This window comes from Nonomuraea sp. NPDC001684, assembly GCF_053596515.1.
Genome location: NZ_JBSFGJ010000151.1, coordinates 1 through 19,809 on the forward strand (window position 1 = coordinate 1; position 19,809 = coordinate 19,809).

General features: G+C 71.9%; 19 protein-coding genes and 2 tRNA genes. 5 read left to right on the forward strand and 16 right to left on the reverse strand.

Annotated elements, in window-relative coordinates; all coding sequences use genetic code 11:
• From ACWCSD_RS25110 to ACWCSD_RS25125, 4 genes are all read right to left on the reverse strand, one after another.
• Window positions 1-800, reverse strand: an 800-nt coding sequence (locus ACWCSD_RS25110; protein ID WP_449918309.1) for an aldehyde dehydrogenase family protein, incomplete at its 3' end; no start/stop codon positions are given.
• A 179-nt stretch (window positions 801-979) separates the two neighbouring features.
• Window positions 980-2,398 (reverse strand): aldehyde dehydrogenase family protein, encoded by a 1,419-nt coding sequence (locus tag ACWCSD_RS25115; protein ID WP_449918312.1) that lies wholly within the window; start codon window positions 2,396-2,398, stop codon window positions 980-982.
• A gap of 84 nt (window positions 2,399-2,482) precedes the next feature.
• On the reverse strand, window positions 2,483-5,338 hold the full coding sequence (locus ACWCSD_RS25120; RefSeq protein WP_449918314.1) for a helix-turn-helix transcriptional regulator: 2,856 nt from the start codon (window positions 5,336-5,338) through the stop codon (window positions 2,483-2,485).
• 106 nt (window positions 5,339-5,444) lie between these two features.
• Window positions 5,445-5,591 carry a hypothetical protein gene (locus tag ACWCSD_RS25125; RefSeq protein ID WP_358289730.1) on the reverse strand — a complete coding sequence of 49 codons (147 nt, stop codon included), beginning with the start codon at window positions 5,589-5,591 and terminating at the stop codon, window positions 5,445-5,447.
• Window positions 5,592-5,800: 209 nt separating this feature from the next.
• On the opposite strand from ACWCSD_RS25125, the gene deoC reads away from it, so the two are divergent.
• Together deoC and ACWCSD_RS25135 are read left to right on the forward strand one after the other, a co-directional pair.
• Complete coding sequence (gene deoC / locus ACWCSD_RS25130) at window positions 5,801-6,730, forward strand: deoxyribose-phosphate aldolase (RefSeq protein WP_352355741.1); 930 nt, start codon at window positions 5,801-5,803, stop codon at window positions 6,728-6,730.
• A gap of 59 nt (window positions 6,731-6,789) precedes the next feature.
• Window positions 6,790-7,425, forward strand: a complete 636-nt coding sequence (locus tag ACWCSD_RS25135) for a hypothetical protein (RefSeq protein ID WP_449918319.1) — start codon at window positions 6,790-6,792, stop codon at window positions 7,423-7,425.
• Here ACWCSD_RS25135 and ACWCSD_RS25140 read toward each other — a convergent pair.
• The 8 genes from ACWCSD_RS25140 to ACWCSD_RS25175 form a co-directional block, all read right to left on the reverse strand.
• Window positions 7,422-7,988: a TMEM165/GDT1 family protein gene (locus tag ACWCSD_RS25140; protein ID WP_352355745.1), complete on the reverse strand. Its 567-nt coding sequence runs from the start codon at window positions 7,986-7,988 to the stop codon at window positions 7,422-7,424. The genes ACWCSD_RS25135 and ACWCSD_RS25140 overlap by 4 nt on opposite strands.
• 225 nt (window positions 7,989-8,213) lie before the next feature.
• Window positions 8,214-9,290 carry a UDP-N-acetylmuramate dehydrogenase gene (locus tag ACWCSD_RS25145; protein ID WP_449918322.1) on the reverse strand — a complete coding sequence of 359 codons (1,077 nt, stop codon included), beginning with the start codon at window positions 9,288-9,290 and terminating at the stop codon, window positions 8,214-8,216.
• Window positions 9,291-9,444: 154 nt separating this feature from the next.
• Entirely contained in the window at window positions 9,445-10,299 is an 855-nt protein-coding gene (locus tag ACWCSD_RS25150) for a hypothetical protein (RefSeq protein ID WP_397154327.1), read from the reverse strand.
• 150 nt (window positions 10,300-10,449) lie between these two features.
• Window positions 10,450-10,878, reverse strand: coding sequence for a MaoC family dehydratase (locus ACWCSD_RS25155; RefSeq protein ID WP_352355751.1), 429 nt, complete (start codon window positions 10,876-10,878; stop codon window positions 10,450-10,452).
• Between the two features lies 1 nt (window position 10,879).
• The gene (locus ACWCSD_RS25160) at window positions 10,880-11,329 is read right to left on the reverse strand and encodes a MaoC family dehydratase N-terminal domain-containing protein (RefSeq protein ID WP_352320994.1); all 450 of its coding nucleotides are present in this window, start codon (window positions 11,327-11,329) and stop codon (window positions 10,880-10,882) included.
• A gap of 198 nt (window positions 11,330-11,527) precedes the next feature.
• Window positions 11,528-11,692, reverse strand: coding sequence for a 50S ribosomal protein L33 (rpmG, locus tag ACWCSD_RS25165; RefSeq protein WP_019632658.1), 165 nt, complete (start codon window positions 11,690-11,692; stop codon window positions 11,528-11,530).
• Window positions 11,693-11,763: 71 nt separating this feature from the next.
• Window positions 11,764-11,837 (reverse strand) — tRNA-Met (locus ACWCSD_RS25170).
• Between the two features lie 849 nt (window positions 11,838-12,686).
• Window positions 12,687-13,007, reverse strand: a complete 321-nt coding sequence (locus ACWCSD_RS25175; protein WP_357966825.1) for a hypothetical protein — start codon at window positions 13,005-13,007, stop codon at window positions 12,687-12,689.
• A gap of 1,946 nt (window positions 13,008-14,953) precedes the next feature.
• Here ACWCSD_RS25175 and ACWCSD_RS25180 point away from each other — a divergent pair.
• Entirely contained in the window at window positions 14,954-15,370 is a 417-nt protein-coding gene (locus ACWCSD_RS25180; protein WP_397154330.1) for a hypothetical protein, read from the forward strand.
• A 162-nt stretch (window positions 15,371-15,532) separates the two neighbouring features.
• Window positions 15,533-15,745: a hypothetical protein gene (locus tag ACWCSD_RS25185; protein WP_397154332.1), complete on the forward strand. Its 213-nt coding sequence runs from the start codon at window positions 15,533-15,535 to the stop codon at window positions 15,743-15,745.
• A 61-nt stretch (window positions 15,746-15,806) separates the two neighbouring features.
• On the opposite strand, the gene ACWCSD_RS25190 is transcribed toward ACWCSD_RS25185, so the two are convergent.
• The 3 genes from ACWCSD_RS25190 to ACWCSD_RS25200 all read right to left on the reverse strand — a co-directional run bounded on the left by ACWCSD_RS25190 (window position 15,807) and on the right by ACWCSD_RS25200 (window position 16,474).
• Entirely contained in the window at window positions 15,807-15,986 is a 180-nt protein-coding gene (locus ACWCSD_RS25190; protein ID WP_352320986.1) for a hypothetical protein, read from the reverse strand.
• Window positions 15,987-16,130: 144 nt separating this feature from the next.
• Window positions 16,131-16,203, reverse strand: a tRNA-Thr gene (locus ACWCSD_RS25195).
• Between the two features lie 40 nt (window positions 16,204-16,243).
• Window positions 16,244-16,474 (reverse strand): transposase, encoded by a 231-nt coding sequence (locus tag ACWCSD_RS25200; RefSeq protein WP_358289747.1) that lies wholly within the window; start codon window positions 16,472-16,474, stop codon window positions 16,244-16,246.
• A gap of 133 nt (window positions 16,475-16,607) precedes the next feature.
• Between ACWCSD_RS25200 and ACWCSD_RS25205 the strand changes: the two genes are divergently transcribed.
• Entirely contained in the window at window positions 16,608-17,243 is a 636-nt protein-coding gene (locus ACWCSD_RS25205; RefSeq protein ID WP_397154335.1) for a hemerythrin domain-containing protein, read from the forward strand.
• Window positions 17,244-17,258: 15 nt separating this feature from the next.
• On the opposite strand, the gene ACWCSD_RS25210 is transcribed toward ACWCSD_RS25205, so the two are convergent.
• The coding region (locus ACWCSD_RS25210) for an ATP-binding protein (protein ID WP_449918328.1) at window positions 17,259-19,809 on the reverse strand (2,551 nt) is incomplete at its 5' end.

Below are 19,809 nucleotides of genomic sequence, written 5' to 3' on the forward strand. Positions count from 1 at the left end.
CCCGGATGAGCAGGATCTTGGGCGGGTGCACCTCGGTGTCGATCGTCAGGGCGGCCATCGGGTGCTCGCTCAAGGACCGACTGCTCGCAGCGCAGCGCCAGGTCGGCGTCCTCGACCCCGGTGAGGTCGAGCGCGTTGACGTCCATGTGCGCGGCCAGCCAGGGCGCCAGCTCGGCCTGCTGGCCGGTCAGGATGTTGACCACCCCGCCCGGCAGGTCGGACGTGGCCAGCACCTCGGCCAGCGTGATCGAGGCGAGCGGCGAGGGCTCGGAGGCCACCACGACGCACGTGTTGCCGGTGACGATCACCGGCGCGACCACGGACACCAGCCCGAGCAGCGGATCGGCGGGCGCGACCACGGCCACGACCCCGGTCGGCTCCGGCGAGGACAGGTTGAGGTACGGCCCCGCCACCGGGTTCGCCGACCCGCGCACCGCCGTGATCTTGTCGGACCAGCCCGCGTACCAGACCAGCCGGTCGACCGCCGCGTCCACCGACTCAAGGGCGGCCTTCTTGCCCAGGCCCAGCTCCTCGGCGAACTGCCCGCGCCGCCCCTCCAGCATCTCGGCGACGCGGTAGAGGATCTGCCCCCGGTTGTAGGGGGTCGCGCCGGACCAGCCGGGGAACGCCTTGCGCGCGGCCACCACGGCGTCGCGCGCGTCCTTGCGCGAGGCGCGCGAGGCGTTGGCGAGGAAGTCGCCCTTAGGCGAGGTCACGGGATAGGACCTCCCACTCTCCGAGCGCGGGAAGGCCCCGCCGATGTACAGCTTGTAGGTCTTTCTGACGGACAACCTACTCATCGCCCCGACCTCTCCACGTGGACTCCTGCGACGTCTGGACCGGGGCGAACACCTGGCCGCACCTGCTGACGCCGCAGCGGTGGGCGTACCAGCCGACGCGTACGGGCCGGCCGGCGCGGGCGAAGGCATGCCCGCGGGTGGCCTGGGCACGCCGCCCGGACCGCCCGGCACGGCGATGATCACACGTCAAGGTAGGCCTCCAGCCCGGCGAGCCCGCCCTCACGGCCGTACCCCGATTCCTTGTAGCCGCCGAACGGCGAGGTGGGGTCGAACTTGTTGAAGGTGTTGGCCCAGACGACCCCGGCCCGCAGCCGGTCGGCCATCCACAGGATGCGCGAGCCCTTCTCGGTCCAGACCCCGGCCGACAGCCCGTACGGGGTGTTGTTGGCCTTCTCCACGGCCTCGGCCGGGGTGCGGAAGGTCAGCACGGACAGCACCGGCCCGAAGATCTCCTCCCGGGCGATCCGGTGGGACTGGGCGACCCCGGTGAACAGGGTGGGCGGGAACCAGTAGCCGCGGTCGGGCAGCTCGCACGCGGGCGACCAGCGCTCGGCGCCCTCGTCGGCCCCGGCCTCGGACAGCTCGCGGATCTTGGCGAGCTGCTCGGCCGAGTTGATCGCGCCGATGTCGGTGTTCTTGTCGAGCGGATCACCGAGCCGCAGCGTGCCGAGCCGCCGCTTCAGCGACTCCAGCAGCTCGTCGTGGACGGACTCCTGCACCAGCAGCCGCGAGCCCGCGCAGCAGACGTGGCCCTGGTTGAAGAAGATGCCGTTGACGATGCCCTCGACCGCCTGGTCGACGGCGGCGTCCTCGAACACGATGTTCGCGGCCTTGCCGCCGAGCTCCAGCGTGAGCTTCTTGTCGGTGCCCGCGACCGCGCGGGCGATGATCCGGCCGACCTCGGTCGAGCCGGTGAAGGCCACCTTGTTCACGTCGGGGTGGGCCACCAGGGCGGCGCCGGTGTCGCCCGCGCCGGTCACGATGTTGACCACGCCGGCCGGCAGCTCGGCCTGCTGGCAGATCTCCGCGAACAGCAGCGCGGTCAGCGGGGTCGTCTCGGCGGGCTTGAGCACCACCGTGTTGCCGCAGGCCAGCGCGGGCGCGATCTTCCAGGCCAGCATGAGCAGCGGGAAGTTCCACGGGATGACCTGCCCGGCCACCCCGAGCGGCTTGGTTCCGAACCCGGCGTAGGCCAGCTTGTCGGCCCAGCCCGCGTAGTAGAAGAAGTGGGCCGCGACCAGCGGCAGGTCGACGTCGCGCGACTCGCGGATGGGCTTGCCGTTGTCGAGGGACTCCAGGACGGCCAGCTCGCGGGCCCGCTCCTGGATCAGGCGCGCGATGCGGAACAGGTACTTGGCCCGCTCGGCGCCCGGCAGGGCGCTCCACACGCCGAACGCCTTGCGCGCCGCCTGCACGGCCCGGTCGACGTCGTCGGAGGAGGCCGAGGCGACTTCCGCCAGCTTCTCCTCCGTCGCCGGGTTGACCGTCTTGAAGGGGGAGCCGGAGCCGTCCACGAACTCACCGTTGATGAACAACCCGTACGACGGCTTGAGATCGACAATGTCGCGCGACTCTGGCGCGGGTGCGTAGTCGAACATCGCCGTCACGCCAGGGTGAGGTATAGGGACATCACCTTGCCAGCGTAGACGGTCGGTCCGAGTGCTCAGAGGGGCCCGGAGCTCCTAGGACAGGAGTGACAGCCGATGCGCCGCCGCGGCGGCCTCTCCGCGCGTGGTGACACCCAGCTTGGCCAGGATGTTCGAGACGTGCACACTGACGGTTTTCGCCGAGATGAACAGTTCGGCGGCGATGTCGCGGTTGGTGCGTCCCTGGGTCACCAGGCGCAGCACCTCCAGCTCACGCGGCGTCAGCAGCTCCGACGGCGTCTCCTGGGCCTGCGGGCCGCCGCCCACGCGCCGCGACAGCGCCTCGATCTCCTCGGCGAGCGGGGTGGCGCGCAGCGCGGCGGCGAGCGGACGCGCCTGCCGGAGGCGGGACGCCGCACCCTCCCGGTCACCGCTCCTGGCCGCGACGCCGGCCGCCCGCAGCAGCGCCTTGGCCTGGTTGTGCGGACGCATCAGCCGCTCCCACGCCGCCGCCGAGGCGTCGAAGTCGCCGCTGTAGGACAGCCGGTACGCCTCCGCCACCGGCCCGCTGATCGTCAGTTCGGCCGCCACTTCCGCGGCGTGCGCCCGTACCGCGGCGGTCCGGCCGGGTTCGAGGTCCTCCGCCGCGTCGCAGACCGTGCGCAACAGGGAGAGCAGCCGCCAGCCCAGCATGGCCTTGCTCGGCAGCCTCGGATGCGACAACGCCCGCTCGGCCACGGCCAGCGCCGCCCACGGCTCGCCCTTGAGCAGGTGCCAGCCGATGTGCAGCCGCGCGTTGCTGATCACGTCCTGGACGAAGTCCTCGGGACGGTCCTTCAGCACGCCGATCTCCGACAGGATGCCCTCGACGCGCTGCAGGTCGCCCCTGGCCAGCCCGATGTCGGCCCGGACGCGCAGCAGCGCGTACTGGGTGCGCAGGACGGGCCCGTAGTTGAGCGCGCTGTCCACGAGGTCGAGCGCCTCGTCCCAGCGGCCGAGCGACTCCAGCGCCTCGGCCCAGTTGTTGAGGATGAACAGCCCGCTGCCGCGCAGCCTGCCGTACTTCTTGGCGTACTCCCAGCCCTCCTGCGACAGGCGCAGGGCCTCCTCGGCGCGGCCCATGTCGATGAGGGAGTCGATGTTGTTGCCGATCGCCCTGACGATGATGCGGCCCGAGCTCTCGGTCTTGCCGACTGCCATCGCCTGCTCGTTGACGGCGATGACCCGCTCCAGCTCACCTCTGAGCGAGTGGCCGAGCGCCAGGTTCATCAGCAGGTCGCCTTCGAGGCACTTGTCGCCGGACCGCCTGACCAGGTCGAGGCCCTCGTGGATCAGCTCCTCGCCCTCGGTGATCTGGCCGCGGAGCATGAGCTGCCTGCTCAGCGGCATGACGACCTCCGCGCGCACCGGGCCCGGCTCGGGCGCCAGCCGCAGGGCGTGCCGGAGCAGCTCGATGACGCCCATCTGGCCCTTCGACGCCTTGAACGACGCCTGCCGCACGATGAGCTGGGCCACCCGGCCCGGCTCCTTGGTCTCGTCCAGCTCGGCGAGGGCGGCCTTGACGAACTTCACGCCCTTGTCCACCTCGCCGCCGGCGTTCGCGGCCTCGGAGGCGCGTTCGAGCACGGCGGTGTGGTCGACGCCGATGCGCCGGGCGGCGTCGGGGACCCGGTCCCAGAGCATGAGCACGCGTTCCAGCAGCGGCACGGCCTCGGTGTAGGCGTACGCCTTGAACGACTTCTGCGCGGCCTCCCAGGCCGACACCAGGGCCCAGAGGTCGTTGCGGGCGCCGTACCAGTGGTGGGCCAGCTCGACGGCGGCGCGGCCGGGCGGGACGAGCGAGCGGTCCTTGGAGATCTCCTCGGCGTACCGGGAGTGCAGGCGCTGGTGCTCCCCCGGCAGTAACTCCTCGTGCACGGCCTCCTGGATCAGCGCGTGCCGGAAGACGTAGGCGCGGTTGTCGGCGATCTGCAGCACGTTCCCGGCGATGGCGGGACGCAGGGCCGCCTCCAGCTCGATCTCCGACAGCCCGCTGACGGCGGCCAGCAGCGCGTGGCCGACCCGGTTGCCGCCGGCCGCGGCCATCCGCAGGACGCGCTGGGTGTCCTCGGGCAGCCGTTCGACGGCGCTGAGGATGAGGTCCTGCATGGACTCGGGGAACGTGCAGTCCTCGCCGCCGTCGAGCAGCGCCTCCACGAACAGCGGGATGCCCTCGCTGCGTTCGTAGACTTTCTGGACCTTCACATATTCCGGCGCGGAGCCGAGGATGCCGGCCATCTGCGCGGCCACCTCGTCGCGCGACAGGCGGGGCAGGTCGAGACGGTGGACGCCGTTCACCCGGCCGAGCTCGGCCAGCACGGGGCGGAGCGGATGTTGCCGGTGGAGGTCGTCGGAGCGGTAGGTCATGACGATGAGCACCTGCGGGGCGTGCAGGTTACGGCTGAGGAACGCGATCAGGTCGCGGCTGGAGCGATCGGCCCAGTGGATGTCCTCGATGACGAGGACCGTGGGGCGGCTGTCCGCGAGGCGTTCGAGAAGGGTGAGAAACTGCTCGAAGAGCCGGGCACGGCCCGTTTCCGTCTCCCCGTCGCCGCTGGGCTCGCCGAACTCCGGCAGCAGCCTGGCCAGGTCTCGCTGGGCGCCTTCGGGCAGCAGCGCGGCCACCGCGGCGGGGCCCTGCTCCCTGACGAGCTGCCTGAGCGCGGCGGTGAAGGGCGCGTAGGCAAGGCCCTCGGCCGACAGCTCCACACAACCGCCGACCAGCACCTGCGCGCCGTCGGCCATGCAGGACTCGGCGAAGCGCTGCACGAGCCGGCTCTTGCCGACCCCAGCCTCCCCGCCCATGAGCACGGCCGTCACCGTGCCCTTACGTGCCTCGTCGAAGCTCTCTGCGAGAGCGGCGAGCTCCTCCGCCCGCCCGACGAAGACGGGACTCACCGAACGTCCCAGCATGTCGTTCAGCATGCCATGCCCTATCAATCAGTTTCGACGGGGTTTCAAGGGGGTTCAGAGGCCCGGCCGCCACAACTGATGACGCGGCCGGGCTCTCTGGGGGCGGTCATGACGAACGGAGCTTGCCGAAGACCGAGCGACGCTCGGCCTTGTTTCCCTTCATGGCCTCGCGTACTCGGCGGTGCTCGGCGGCGGCCCGCCGGAGCTCGCTGGCGTGGGACTTCATGAGCTCGTACTCGAGTTCGGGGTTCATCGTGTTCTCCTGAACATTTGCTGCTTTTCCCTGACATCTTCAATCTTCGGCCTAAGGCCCGGCCCGCCACATCGGGTGGATGACCTATCTGCGGGCGTACGCGGGGCCGGACATACCTAGGACGGGGCCCGCCCCGCCTTAGGCGGCGTTCCCGTCCGTCCGGTTTGGAGGTAGTGGCCCTGGTCGGCGATGCTGTGAAGGTGTCAACTGTGACTACCTCGCTCGCGGACGTCGCCTCGTCCCACGCGACGCTGCGCGCCTTCCTGCACGGCCTTCCCGGAGTCGACCGGGTGGGCGCCGACCAGCGGGCGGCCATGCTCGGCACCCGTTCCATCAAGACCACGGCCAAGGCCCAGGCCATCGACCTGGCCATCTCCATGGTCGACCTGACGACGCTCGAAGGCGCCGACACGGCGGGCAAGGTGCGGGCCATGTGCACCAAGGCCGTGCACCCGGGCGGCGGCGCCCCCAAGGTGGCGGCGGTGTGCGTCTATCCCGACATGGTGGAGGTGGCCGTCCGGGCGGTGGCCGGGTCGGGGGTCAAGGTGGCCTCGGTCGCCACCGCGTTCCCCAGCGGGCGCTCCTCGCTGGAGGTCAAGGTGAGCGACACGGCGCTGGCCGTGGCCGCGGGCGCCGACGAGATCGACATGGTGATCGACCGCGGCGCGTTCCTGTCCGGCGACTACATGAAGGTCCACGACGAGATCGTCGCGGTGAAGGCCGCCTGCGGCGCCGCGCACCTGAAGGTGATCCTGGAGACGGGCGAGCTGGCGACCTACGACAACGTGCGCCGGGCGTCCTGGCTGGCCATGATCGCGGGCGCCGACTTCATCAAGACCTCCACCGGCAAGGTGTCCCCCGCGGCCACGCTGCCGGTGACCCTGATCATGCTGGAGGCGGTGCGCGACTTCCGCGACACCACCGGCCGCCAGGTGGGCGTGAAGCCGGCCGGCGGCATCCGCACGACCAAGGACGCCATCAAGAACCTGGTGCTGGTCAACGAGACGGCGGGCGACGACTGGCTCTCCCCCGACTGGTTCAGGCTGGGCGCGTCCTCGCTGCTCAACGACCTGCTCATGCAGCGCCAGAAGCTCGCCACCGGCCGTTACGCGGGCCCCGACTACTTCACCCTCGACTGACGGCGACGGCCCTCGGGCGGCTCTACGAGGTGTTCGGAGCCGTCGCGAGGCCCGCTAGCGTGCCCGGCTGCCCCCACTGCGTCGAGCCGGGCGAGCAGGCGTGCCTGCTGTCCGGCCCGGTCTCGGCGATCGAGGCGGGCTCGCTGGCCCGTTACGCGGCCAAGGCGCTCACCACGTGGGGGGACGTCCCCGCCTTCCGCTACTTCCTGCCGCGCCTGCTCGAATGCGCGGCGGCCGACGCGTTCTCCTACCCCGACCCGGAGATCGTCCTCGGCAAGCTGGCCGTCGCCGGCTGGCACGGCTGGCCGGGCGGCGAACGCGCGGCCGTCACCGCGTTCCTGCACGAGTGGTGGCTCGGCACGCTGCGCCGCCATCCGTCCCGTCCGCCGGCCGGCACGGTGTTGTGCGCCGTCGCCGCCACCGGCGTCGACCTGGCGCCCTTCCTCGACGCCTGGGCCGGGCTGGAGAGCGAGGCGGCGATCGCCCACCTGCGCGACTTCGTCACCGACGGCCTGTCCGGGCGGCGGCTGACCAACGCCTTCTGGGATCGCGACGCCCCCGCCCACGCCCAGGTCCTGGCCTGGCTCGGCGACGGGCCCGCGGCCCGGGCGGTGGAGGCCGCCTTCGCCCGGGAGCGCCGCGAGCCCGTGCTCGGCCTGCTCGCCGACGTCCACGAACGGCTGCCGCGCCGCTAGATCAGCGCCTCGACCAGCAGGATGACGCCGAACACCGCGAACGCGGCGGCGGCGCCGTACCGGATGACCTTCTCGGGGAGGTGCTTGCCGAGCAGGCGGCCCACCAGGATGGCCAGGGCGTCGGCGGCGACCATGCCCACGGTCGAGCCGATCCACGTGCCGACCCAGCCGTGCTGCGTGGCCAGGGTGATCGTGGCGAGCATCGTCTTGTCGCCCAGCTCGCTCAGGAAGAACGCCACGGTCACCGCGACCAGGACGTTCCTGGTCGTCTTGCGGGCCTTGTCCTCTTCCTCCTTGGTCAGCTCGTCGCCCCGCAACGTCCACAGGGCGAACCCGAGGAAGGCGATGCCGGCCACGATCGAGATGGCCGTCGTCGGCAGCGCCTTCCCGACCAGCCCGCCCACGGCCACGCTCAGCAGGTGCACGACGGTGGTGGCGATGGTGATGCCCGCGAGCACGGGCCAGGGCTTGAAACGGGTGGCGAACGTCATCGCCATGAGCTGGCTCTTGTCACCGAGTTCGGCCACGAAAATGACCGCGAGACTGATCCAGAACGCTTCCAACCGGTCCTCTTTCCCGCGACCAGACCGGAAGCAGGCACCCGGGGGATCTTCGGGCACGACTTTCGGCCCGGCAGCGTCTTTGTCCATGACTGCCAGGCCGAAGGTCTCGTCCGCCCGTCAAGGCCCGTGTGACCGGGCGCGATCACGCGCCAGTATGTCGATCACACGATTGGGACTACTCCCCTTCGGAATTACCAACACACCATAACAGCCCACGTAGAGCCGTCATTCCGCCGGCTGTTCCCCCGCCTCGGACACCGGCTCGGCCGTCAGTGTGCAGCCGACCAGCACCGGCTCGTTGACCAGCGTCACGCCGAACTTCTCCCGCACCCCGTCGCGGACCTCCACGGCCAGCCCCAGCAGGTCGGCCGTGCAGGCGGCGCCCGCGGGGTTGGTGAGGGCCAGCGTGTGCTTGGTGGAGATGCGCACCGGGCCGCGCTCGTAGCCCTTGGGGAAGCCCGCCTGCTCGATCAGCCAGGCGGCCGGCACCTTGACGCGGCCGTCGGGCATGTCCCAGCGGGGGTGGCCGGGAGCGCGTCCGGCCAGCTCGGCGGCCTCCTCGGCGGTCAGGATCGGGTTGGTGAAGAACGAGCCCGCGCTGCGGCTGTCGGGGTCGGCCGCCGGATCGAAGACCATGCCCTTGCCCCGCCGCAGCCCCAGGACGGCCTCACGGGCCGGCCCGAGGGGCACGCGGTCGCCGAGCTCCACCCCGAGCCGCCCGGCCAGTTCCTGGTAGGCCACCGGGCCGGACATGTCCGACACGTCTAGTGCGTACGTCACGGCGAGCACCACGTGCCGCGACAGGTCCCGCTTGAACGCGCTGTCGCGGTAGGAGAACCCGCACTGGCGCGCCTCCAGGTCGACCACCTGCCGGGTGAGCCGGTCGTAGGCCCGCACGCACCTGATGGTCTGCGCCACCTCCTGGCCGTACGCGCCGACGTTCTGGATCGGCGTCGAGCCCACCAGGCCCGGGATGCCGGACATGCACTCGATGCCGGACCACCCCTCGGCCACGGCCCGCTCGACCAGCCGATCCCAGTCCTGGCCGGCCTCGACCGTGAGCAGCACCTGCTCGCCGTCCCTGGAGACCGTCACTCCCTCGGTGGCCACCTTGACGACCAGGCCGTCGAAGCCTTCGTCACCGATCACCACGTTGCTGCCGCCGCCGAGCACCAGGGTCGGCACCCCGTTCATGTCGGCCTCGGCGACGAGGGACACCAGCTGCTCCGCCGTGACCGCCTCGGCGAAGTCGCGGGCGGGGCCGCCCAGGCCCAGGGTGGTGTGCGACGCGAGCATCTCCATGGCCCCCAAGCTTATGAGCCCCCCAGCCCCCACAACACCGCCCCGAACCACCACTCACGCTCAGCAGCCTCCTCCGGCCCGGACCGCCACCCGCCCGCCCGTGCACGCGCCCGCGCCGACGCTGCCGATCGGCTCCACGGGGCAGAGGCGGGGGTCAGCTGTGGAGGGGCTGGTCGTGGTGGTGGGGGGAGCCGAGGCGGTGGACCGGGAGGGGGCCCTCGGGCACCACCAGGCCGCCCTCCAGCGCGCGGGAGAACTCCAGGTCGGCCGCCTCGCCGCGCTCCGCGCCCTCGGGGAAGGCCCCCAGCGCCGCCGACCTGCGCACCGCCATCAGGTCGCAGCGCAACGCCCCCACCCTGCCGGGCTCCTCGGCCTCGGCCGCCTGCCACCCCGCCGCCACCGCCCCTTCCACGATGGCCGCCACCAGCGGCGTCAAGGCGTCCCCCGTCAGCGCGAGCGAGGTCTCCATCAGCACGTGCACCTCGGACTCGTCCAGCCGCAACAGCTTGGTACGACCTTCTCCCCACCCCGCCGTGCCCCCGGCCGCCCGCGAGGTCTCGGCGACGTGCCACACCACGATCCGCTCCGGGTGCCGTTGGGCCAGCTCGTCCAGGACGTCTCCCGCGCCGTCGACGTTCCCCAGGTCGAGGGCCAGGATCCGGGCGCGCGTGTGCTCGATCACCGACTGGACGCACTCCAGCACGTCCCCGGGCCGGCCGTCCACGAGCAGCCCGGCCGAGACCGTCACGTCCTTGGTCTCGACCCGCTGGCGTTCGGTGTTGACGCCCAGGTCGTCCATGCGGTTCGTGGCGAGGGTGCCGTCCCAGACGCGCTGGGCGTGCAGCATCGTGTCGTCGGGGTCGCCGTGCTGGCCGGGGTCGCCGGAGAAGCCCAGCGCGGCGGCGGGGTTCCCGTGCGCGCCCGCGCCCCTGGGCCGGGCGCGGCCCGTGCCGACGCCGGTGGCCGAACCGCCCGTGGTGTCCCGTCCGGTGCCGCTGCTGCCCCCCACCTGTTCAGGGGACGCGGGACGCAGGTGAGCAGGAGGCTTGGCATCGGTCACGGACGACACGGGGATGGAACGGACGGTGGGCCAGACCTGTCGCGGAACTTCACTCATAACAACACGCGCTACCCGCGACCCGCCCGACATATCACGGGATCAGGAGAGCTGTACCACCGCACGCGCCTTCGACAGGACCCTCGCGTCGCCCGCCTTGGCCGTCAGCCCGACGACCACCCGCTTGTCCTCCAGCTTCTCCTCGACGACCCCGCTCACCGAGATCGTCGCGCCCTGGTCGTCGTCGGGCACGATCACCATCGACGAGAACCGCACGCCGAAATCCAGCACGGCGCCCGGATCACCCGCCCAGTCCGTGACGAACCGGCCCGCCTGCGCCATCGTGAACATGCCGTGCGCGATCACGTCGGGCAGCCCGACCGTCCGGGCGAAGCGCTCGTTCCAGTGGATCTGGTTGAAGTCGCCGGAGGCGCCGGCGTACATGACGAGGTTCAGCCGCCGGACGTTGTAGCCCACGACCGGGAGCTCCTGCCCGACCTCGACCTCGTCGTACCTCACCGTGGCCGCCATCTCAGCCCGCCCCTCCGCGCTCGACGATCGTGTTGTAGGTCGTGCAGACCGGCTCTCCGGCGACCGTCGTCACGTCGCTCCTGATCGTCAGCAGCTCGTTGCGTCCAGCGCTCCTGATGTCGGTGATCGTCGCGGTGGTGACCAGCTCGTCGCCCGCGCAGACGGGCCTGACGTACTCGAACCGCTGCTCGCCGTGGACCACCATCGCCAGGTTCAGGCCCAGCTCGGGGTCGACCAGCGCCTCGCCGCCCGCCTGCAGGCTGAACACGATGGGGAACGTGGGCGGCGCGATCACGTCGGGGTATCCGGCGGCCCTGGCGGCCTCCCTGTCGCGGTAGACCGGGTTGTTGTCGCCGATCGCCGCCGCGAATTCCTTGATCTTCACCCGGCTGACCTCGTACGGGGCGGCGGATGGATAGGTCCTGCCCACGAAGTCACGGTTCAAGGCCATCAGTGCTCCCTCGTATGTCTTCAACGAGCGCTGCTGAGGCAGACGGTAACAGAACAAGGTTCGGCTGTCGCCGCTCATGGCGTGCTTTTTGCCGGGACCCGGGTCAGCGCCTAAGAAGGCGCCTCAAAGCAGTGAGAACACGACAAACCGGCGCCCCGTCCGGGACGCCGGTTGTGCGATATGGAGGCAGAAGTACCGCTAGCGGGTTTCGCGGTGCGCGCGGTGGCAGCGGCAGTTCGGGCAGTACTTCTTCAGCTCAAGCCGATCCGGGTCGTTGCGCCGGTTCTTCCGCGTGATGTAGTTGCGGTGCTTGCACTCCTGGCAGGCCAGCGTGATCTTCGGCCTAACGTCGGTGGCAGCCACTTGGGAGTGCCTTTCTACGTTCGGGACATGGACACACCCGTACCCAGGCCGACCGACCTGGGATTGGGTAGTAGCGGAGGCCGGACTTGAACCGGCGACACAACGATTATGAGCCGTTTGCTCTGCCTGACTGAGCTACTCCGCCTTGGCCGGAAACTCCCGGCCCGTAGAGGATACCCGAAGCTGGGAGCACATTAGTAACTCACCTGATCGGGTGGGGTGCTACCAGTATGCCCCAGGAACCTCCGACAACCGAAATCCGATCATGCCACCTGGGTCTCGCCTGGGGAATCACCCGCGGAGGCCATCGCCACACTAGCAGCCCCCCTTTACCGACGCGAACCTCCGGACCAGGCACGCGGCAACGAACACACCCCGGCGACGCCCGTCCACGCGGTGGTCAGAAGGCTCCCCCGGCGGCCGCCGGCGACGCCCGTCCGTACGGCGAACGGGCGTGCCCCCGGCGAACGCCGGCGGCGCGCCTCCACGCGGGGACGACCCGCGCGGGAGACGGAGGGGTGTCCGCGACGGACGCCGACGCAGCGGCGGAGAGGGCCCGCAGCGGACGCCTGCGCTCACCCGGAGGTGTCGCGCAGCCGAAGCCAGCGCAGTGGCGAAGCGGACAGAGGCGGACAGCCCTGGGCGGACAGCCCTGCGGGACGGCCCTGGGCGGACGGCCCGGGGCGGACCGCCCCGGGGGGACCGCCCCGGGGGGACGCAAGGGAGTGCGGTGGACAGCCGCGCGACCCTGCAAGGGGAGCGCGTGCCCGGGTGGGCATAAGGGAGCGCGGTCGACACCCGTGCGACCGCACAAGGGGAGCGCGTGCCGCACGGATGCCCGGCGAGGTGCCGCCCACCTCGACCGCGCTCCGGCTCCTCAACGACGAGCCGCGCCCCACCCGCCCGCACCTCGGACCCGAGGGCGCATCCGAGCCCTGTCAGCCCCGCGCCTCGGGCCCGAGGGGGCCCGGACCGGGCGGTGCCGGGCGGGGTCTCATGCCTGGCGCTCGTCGACGCCTACGGCGCCGACGCCGCTGCCCCAGCTTGCGCATTTGCCCTCGGACCGGCCCGAGGCGCCGGGCCCGAGCGTGATCCACGGGCCGACGACGTCCGGGCTCCAGCCGCACGTGATCACGGCGCGGTAGACCCAGGTCTGGCCGGTCGGGTTGTGGCAGTCGGCGCGGCCGACGTAGCCGTCCTCCGGGGCCCGGCCGCTGTTGCACTGGAGGCTGCCGGCCGAGGCGGGGGCGGACGGGATGACAAGCCCGGAAAGGACGGCGGCGACACCTGCGGCGAGTGCCAGTTTCCTGTTCATGTCGTCTTCCTCTTCTGCTCGTTCTGCTTGTGCTGCTCGGGGTTTCGGCGCTGGTCTGCGCTCGAATGCCAGGAAAGCGACCGAGCGCCGGTGTCCAACAGCAGGGCGGACAGACTCGTCCGGAGTCGTCCACCCGCGAGCCTGACTCGGACGTCCCTGAAATCCCTCCGGACACGTACGGTCATCGTTCGTACACTGTCGGACAGAAGAAGGCCGGGTCGGGGAGAGGGGCGATGGGCGAGGACCAGGAAGGCGCGGAGCCCGGCGTGGAGTCGGTGAGCTGTCACGAGGGTCTGGTGAGGCTCCTCGCCGAGCAGTTCGCGCGGGCGGACGTGTCGTTGCGGGAGCTCCAGGCGCGGGCGGACAGGGCGGGCGGGCCCCGGCTTCCCCGGGCGACCTGTGCGGACATGCTGGCCGGACGGCGGTTTCCGAAGAAGGCGGTGATGGTGACGTTCCTGCGGGCTTGCGGGGTGCCTGAGCATCGGGTGCCGGAGTGGGAGCGGGCCTGGGAGCGTGTGCGGATCAACCGCATGCCCCCGTCCGGCTTCCAGCTCACCCGGATGGCGTTGTCCCCCGACGTTCCGCCCCTCGAGTATTCCGGGGTTCCTGACGTCGCCTCCGTCCATCCGCACGCCGGTCCCCCCGGGGGGCTGCCTCAGCCGGATGCCGCGCCTCCTGCGGGGCTGAGCCGGCCGGACGCCGTGCCCGTCGACAGCCGTGCCGAGCTCGGCACGACGCCGCCTGGAGGCCCTGGCCAAGGGGCTGCACCTCTTGTGGGAGGCCCTGGCCATGGGGCTGCGCTTCCGGGATTCTCTGGGTTCCACGAAGGGGCAGAGGGCTCGACAGGCGCTCAGATGGCGAGAAGTGGGGCACCTGAGGCATCTGCCCCGGCCGCAGCCCCAGCGGCCACGCCCGGCACCCCTTCCGCCAGCAGGACTCTCCCCGTCGACGACCCCCTGGCCAAGGACCCCCCAGTTGCAGGTCCCCCGGTCGCCGCACTTCCGGCCGACGGTTCCCCAACTGGCGCACTTCCGGGCAGCGCACTTCCGGTGGACGGTCTCCCGGGCGGGGCTCTGCCCGGCGAAGGACTGCCGGGCGAGGGTCGGCCCGGCGCAGGACTGCCCGGCACAGGTCTGCCCGGCACAGGACTGCCCGGCACAGGACTGCCCGGCGAAGGGCTACTGGCCCGGGGCCTGCCGGGCGGGGGTTTGCCGGGCGGGAGTCGGCCGGGTGAGGGGCGGCCGGGTGAGGGGTCTCCAGTGGGTGAGGCTCCAGAAGGTGGCCTTTGGGCGAGCGGGATCCCCGTTGACGGGATTGCGGGAGGCGGGGTTTCCGATGGTCTGTCCAGCGGGGGTGCTGCCTTCGGCGCTTCCCCGATGGGCGCTCCTTCCGGCGGCGCGCTTCCAGCCGACAGGCTTCCCGCTGAGGGGAGTTCTGGTGGCGGGCCGCCTGCGGACGAGTTCGGGGCCGCCCTGCCCGTAAGCGGTGTCCCCGCCGCCAGCGGGCCCCCCGCCGGTGTCGCTTCCCTGGTCGATGGTCTTCCCGCCGACGCTTCCCCGGTCGGCGGGGGGCCAGGCGTGCCGGCAAGCGGGGCAGCGGCTCCTACGGGCACGGCAGGCGAGGCAGCGGCCCCTGCGGGTGGGATGGCCGTTCCGGCGAGCGGGGTGGCAACCCCGGCGGATGGGGTGGCCGTTTCGGTGGGTGGGGTGGCCGTTTCGGTGGGTGGGGTGGGGGGCCCTGCGGGTGGGGTGGGGGTGTCTGCTGGGGGGAGGTGGGGGCGGTGGCGGGGGGTTGGGATTGGGGCTTTGGTGGTGGTGGGGGCGGTTGGGGTTGGGGTGGTGGTGGGGTTGTGGGTGGCGCCGCGGCATGTGCAGCCCTTCGCGCTCGGCCGCCCGGTCTCGGACGACGGGCGCGCGTTCGGCCACGGAGGATCGAGCCGGTTCACCGTGACCGTTGACCCCGCCAACACCGGCGTACGGCTGATCCGCCGCCTGGACGCCGGCATCTCCATGCAGCAGGCCGCCATCACCGTGAACGGCGCCCCCGCCGGCATGTGGCACCCCCTGCCCGTCGAGAACACCTACCGCTGGCGGGACCAGTCCGTGGACCTGCCGCCGGCGCTGACCGCGGGACGCCGATCGCTGACCGTGCTCAACACCTTCGTCTCCTCCTCACTCGACTTCAACGAGTTCCTCTACGTCGTCAAGCAGCAGGTGAGAGGCGTCTGGTCGATCGCCGACACCGTGGACGTGGGGCCGTACCACACCACCAGCGAGGCCGCCCACGGCTACCGGCTCACCGGCCCGCAGACCTTCGCCGACACCCGCCACTTCGCCTACCCGCCCCTCGACGAGACCGCCTAGCGCCGGGCGGCGAACTCACGGAACGCCGCAACGCCGGGCACGCGAAAGCTCCGGACGCTTCCCCGCGTCCGGAGCTTTCGGGTGTGGGCAACCAACCCTCACCGGCCTACTGCCCGCCGGTCCACATTCTATGCTTTTGTCCGTTTTGCGTAGAGTTGTGGCGTGACACGCTGGCACGGCCCCTGCGGCATCCTCGTCGAGGTCATCACCCTCGGCGCGAGGCAACGCATTAAGGTCACCCAGACGGTGAACGGCCGCCGCTACCTCCTCGGCTACTACGGCACCATCGCCCAGATCGTCCACCACGTGGACCTCGCCGACCTGGTCGAGGTGATCGACCTCCCCGCCTTCGCGTCCCGGAAGGCCAGAGCATGAGAGCCGCACAACCGAAAAGCCGCCCCTCCCCGCACGGGGAAGAGCGGCTCGCCCGCAGGACCTACAGGTCCTTGCACCACATCCATTTGCCGTCGATCAGGCATTTGTGCCAGCCGTCGTTCGCCGGGTTCCACGCGTAGGCGGGACTGCTCGCCACGCTGATCGTCAGCACGGTCGAGACGGAGAGCAGGATCAGAGCCAGCGCCCGGCGCACACCACGGGCCGCGAACATGTTTCTCATGACCGTCATGGAACACGCCGGCGCTTGGAGCCTTCTTGGGGCCGGCTGAAGCCCCGAAACAAGCGCATCTCAACCCGACCCGCACAACGAAAAACGCCCGGCTCCAAGTCACCTTGGCCGGGCGTCGTATCTGCTCATTACAAGAGCCCCCAAACGGAATCGAACCGTTGACCTTCTCCTTACCATGGAGACGCTCTGCCGACTGAGCTATAGGGGCCTGTCCGCTCGCTGCGGACAGGTGTAACCATACACGGCACTCAGCCATGATGCGAACTCGTACGGGCCTCCACCGCGCCGCCGGATCCGCGGCGCGCGGCGAGATCGATCACCTCGCACAGATCGGCCAGGTCGACGTGCGCGGCCACCTCCGCCACCGAACGGCAGTCGGCGACCAGCCACCCGTTCCTGCGCACCCGCAGCACCTGCCGGCCCGCCCGCATCGCCGGCACGACCTCGACGCCGTCGAGGCCGACCCATCGCCTGTCCATAGCGGCACACCTTAGCCGCCGGGTCTCTCAATTTCCGTCCGCCACAGGCGTTACCGCCATGCCAAGTCGGCACCAAGAGGTGTCTAAGAGCCGCGTCCCACGCTGGTGCCAAACGGACAGAAGGAGCACCGAAATGGCACCCAACATGCTCGGCTTCCGCATCACGCACCGGGCCATGCGCGGGGACACCCGCCGACTGGCCGAGGTGATGAGCGCGATCGCCGCCGGCGAGCAGCCTGCCGGTCAGGAGCGGCTGCGGGCGATCGCGACGTTCACCGCCAAGCTGTGCGCGGGCATCCACCACCATCACCAGGCCGAGGACAACGTGTTGTGGCCGGTCATCGTGCGCTCGGCGGGCGCCGAGGTGGACCTGAGCGACCTGACCGACGACCACGCGGCGCTCGACCCGCTGCTGGAGGAGATCACGACGGCCGCGGCCCAGCTCGGCTCCGACGGGCAGGCGGCCCGGCGGATGGCCAAGTCCCTGGCCGCGCTCGCCGACCTGCTGGACGAGCACATCGAGGAGGAGGAGCGGCTGATCTTCCCGGTCGTCGCCAAGTACGTCTCGGAGGCGGACTGGGAGAAGGTCGAGACCGAGGTCAGGAAGGGCGGGGACGCCCGGTTCGACCTGCCGAGGATCGCCCAGTACGCGCAGCCGGAGGAGCTGGCCGAGCTGCGGCGCCTGGCCGGGCCGGTGCTCGTGGTGCTGCTCGCGCTCATGGGGCGCGGCCACCGGCGCCGCCAGAGCCTGATCTTCGGCACGCCGTGAGCCTCCTGGGACCGCTCAGCGGCGCGCCCGGCGGCGGGCGGCCTGCGCCCAGTGGGGCGAGCCGACGCGCTCGGCGACCTGCAGAGCCTGCGCGTAGTGGCCGTCGGCCGGCAGCCCGAGCAACTCGGCCAGGTCGCCGAGCACCAGCGCGACCGGCCCGAGCGTGACGGACCCGCTGCTCATCCCGGCCAGCTCGTCCGCCCACGGCAGCAGGACGCGGTAGGAGCGTGCGGCCACCTCGCGGTCCTCCAGGGCGACGGCGGTCTGGCCGCGCAGCGCCTGCCACATCAGCCAGTAGTAGTTGCGCGGCAACCACGACTCGGGCCGCCACACCCGCCGGGCCGCGTCCAGCTCGCCCGCGGCCGCCAGCGCCCCGGCGTAGATCTCGTGCACGGTGGCGCTGTTCACGCGTTCCCGGATGGCGGCCAGCTCGTCGAGGGAGTCGCGGACGTTCCCGCGGGCCATCCGGACGGCGAACCTGCCGAGAGCGCCCATGGCCCGCGCGTTGACGCCGCCGCGCTCGGCCATCTGCTCGGTGAGCCCGGTGTAAACCGCCTCCGCCTCGTCGAACTCGCCCTCGACCAGCTTCCGCAGCGCGCCGAACAGCGCCAGGATGGCCAGCGACATGCCGAGCTGGCCGCTGGTGGACACCGCCACGCCGCTGTCGGCGTGCCGCCTGGCCGCCTCCAGGTCGGTGCGTCCGAGTGCGGCCATGAGCAGCGCGCAGTGGCCCAGCGTGAGGTAGCCGACGAGCCGGTGGGTGCGGCCCAGCTCCAGCAGCTCGGCGCCGACGGCCTCCAGCTCGTCCCGCCGTTCGGGGCTGAGCACGGCGAAGTAGCGGGCGTTGAGCGCCAGGCAGAGCAGGTCGGGACGGCCGAGGCGGCGGGCAAGGGCCACGGCCTCGGCGCCGGCGGCGTCCACGCGGTCGTCGTCGTGCCCCTCCAGCTCGAACACGAGCGCGGCCAGCAGGCGGCAGCGCGTCTCGTCGTCGGGGCCGGCGGCCAGCTCGCGTTCCACGGCCTCCATGAAGTCCCGGTTGTAGAGGGAGTCCACCTGGATCGTCCAGACCACGGGGGCTTCGTAGGAGGTCAGCGCGCGGGCGAGCGCGCCGTGCGGGGCGGCCAGCTCGACGGCCCGCGTCCTTGCGGCCAGCGCGCCCAGCACGTCGCCGGCGTGGCCCAGCGCCGACACCAGTCCGCACAGCAGGTCGAGCCGGGTCGCGTCGTCGGTGGCGAACTCCAGCGCGGCGCGCCACAGCGCCGCCGCCTCGCGGTGCGCGTGCAGGCCGGACGCCTGGACGGCCGCCGCCTTGGCGTACCGGACGGCGTCCGGCACGGCGGCCTCAAGCGCGTGGTGCGCCAGGGCCGCCACGTCGTTGGGCCGCAGCCGCTCCAGCACCGACACCACGCGCCCGTGCAGCCTGGTCCGGCGGATCCGCGCGGTGTCCTCGTACAGCGCCTGCCTGACCAGGACGTGCGTGAACCTGACGCGGCCCGGTCCCGGCTCGGCCAGCAGGCCCGTCATGACGCCGGCCTCCAGGCCGTCGAAGACGGTGTCCTCGTCGCCGTCGTGCAGCGCGATCAGCACGTCCACGTCGGCGTCCCTGCCGACGACGGCGGCGTTGCGCAGCACGGTCTGGGCGGTCGCGGGCAGGCGGGTGATGCGGCGGCGGATGAGGTCGCGCACGCCGGGCGGCAGCGCCTCGGCGGCCTGCGGCCCCTCGGAGGCCAGCAGGCGGGCGATCTCGCAGACGAACAGCGGGTTGCCGAGCGTGCGGTCCAGGACCGTGCGGACGGTGGCGGGGTCGAGGCCGGCGCGCTGGGAGTGGCGTTCGAGCAGCGTGGCGACGGCGGCCTCGTCGAGCCCGGCGAGCTCGACGTGCCTGCTGCCGGTGGCGAGCGCGGCCAGGGTGGCGGACAGGTCCTCGGTGGTCTCGGCCGGGCGGTAGGTGGCGACGACCAGGATCCGCGCGGCGGGGTCCAGGTGCCGCAGCAGGTGCAGGGTCTCGCCGTCGGCCCGGTGGACGTCTTCGAGCACCACGAGCAGCGGCGCGCAGCCCGCCAGGTAGCCGGCCACGGCCCTGGCGAGCTGGAACTGGTTCTGGATGGCGACGCCGTCGTTCAGGAGGGGGGCCAGGCGGGCCGCGTCGGCGGCGGCGGGCGGCCGGACGGCGGCGAGCTGCCGGACGATCTCGCTCCACGCCCAGGCGGGGGGCGCGTCACCGTCGATCTCCGGGCAGCGTCCGAACGCGACCCGCCACCCGCGCTCGGCCAGCTCGGCCGCGAACGCCTCGGCCAGCGCGCTCTTGCCCGCGCCCGGCTCGCCGCCCAGCCAGACCGTGCGCCGGTAGGGCCGCACGGCCTCCTCCCGCAGCGCGGCCAGCTCGCGGGCCCGGCCCACGATCGAGGGCTCCTGCGCGGCCACGGGCCGTTCCTGGACGTGTTCGACGACCTCGGGCGCGTGCAGGGACTCGGATTGGCGGAGGATGTCCTGTTCGAGCGCGCGCAGGGCCGGGCCTGGATCGACGCCGAGCTCCTCGGCCAGGTTCTCGCGGGCCTGGCGCAGC

Excerpts from the sequence above, each read along its gene's own strand:
- ACWCSD_RS25145 (WP_449918322.1), bottom strand. The coding sequence starts at position 9,290 with ATGGAGATGCTCGCGTCGCACACCACCCTGGGCCTGGGCGGCCCCGCC.
- ACWCSD_RS25200 (WP_358289747.1), bottom strand. The coding sequence starts at position 16,474 with ATGGACAGGCGATGGGTCGGCCTCGACGGCGTCGAGGTCGTGCCGGCG.
- ACWCSD_RS25155 (WP_352355751.1), bottom strand. The coding sequence starts at position 10,878 with ATGGCGGCCACGGTGAGGTACGACGAGGTCGAGGTCGGGCAGGAGCTC.
- ACWCSD_RS25205 (WP_397154335.1), top strand. The coding sequence starts at position 16,608 with ATGGCACCCAACATGCTCGGCTTCCGCATCACGCACCGGGCCATGCGC.
- ACWCSD_RS25115 (WP_449918312.1), bottom strand. The coding sequence starts at position 2,398 with ATGTTCGACTACGCACCCGCGCCAGAGTCGCGCGACATTGTCGATCTC.
- ACWCSD_RS25160 (WP_352320994.1), bottom strand. The coding sequence starts at position 11,329 with ATGGCCTTGAACCGTGACTTCGTGGGCAGGACCTATCCATCCGCCGCC.
- ACWCSD_RS25125 (WP_358289730.1), bottom strand. The coding sequence starts at position 5,591 with ATGAACCCCGAACTCGAGTACGAGCTCATGAAGTCCCACGCCAGCGAG.
- ACWCSD_RS25190 (WP_352320986.1), bottom strand. The coding sequence starts at position 15,986 with ATGAGAAACATGTTCGCGGCCCGTGGTGTGCGCCGGGCGCTGGCTCTG.
- ACWCSD_RS25120 (WP_449918314.1), bottom strand. The coding sequence starts at position 5,338 with ATGCTGGGACGTTCGGTGAGTCCCGTCTTCGTCGGGCGGGCGGAGGAG.
- ACWCSD_RS25175 (WP_357966825.1), bottom strand. The coding sequence starts at position 13,007 with ATGAACAGGAAACTGGCACTCGCCGCAGGTGTCGCCGCCGTCCTTTCC.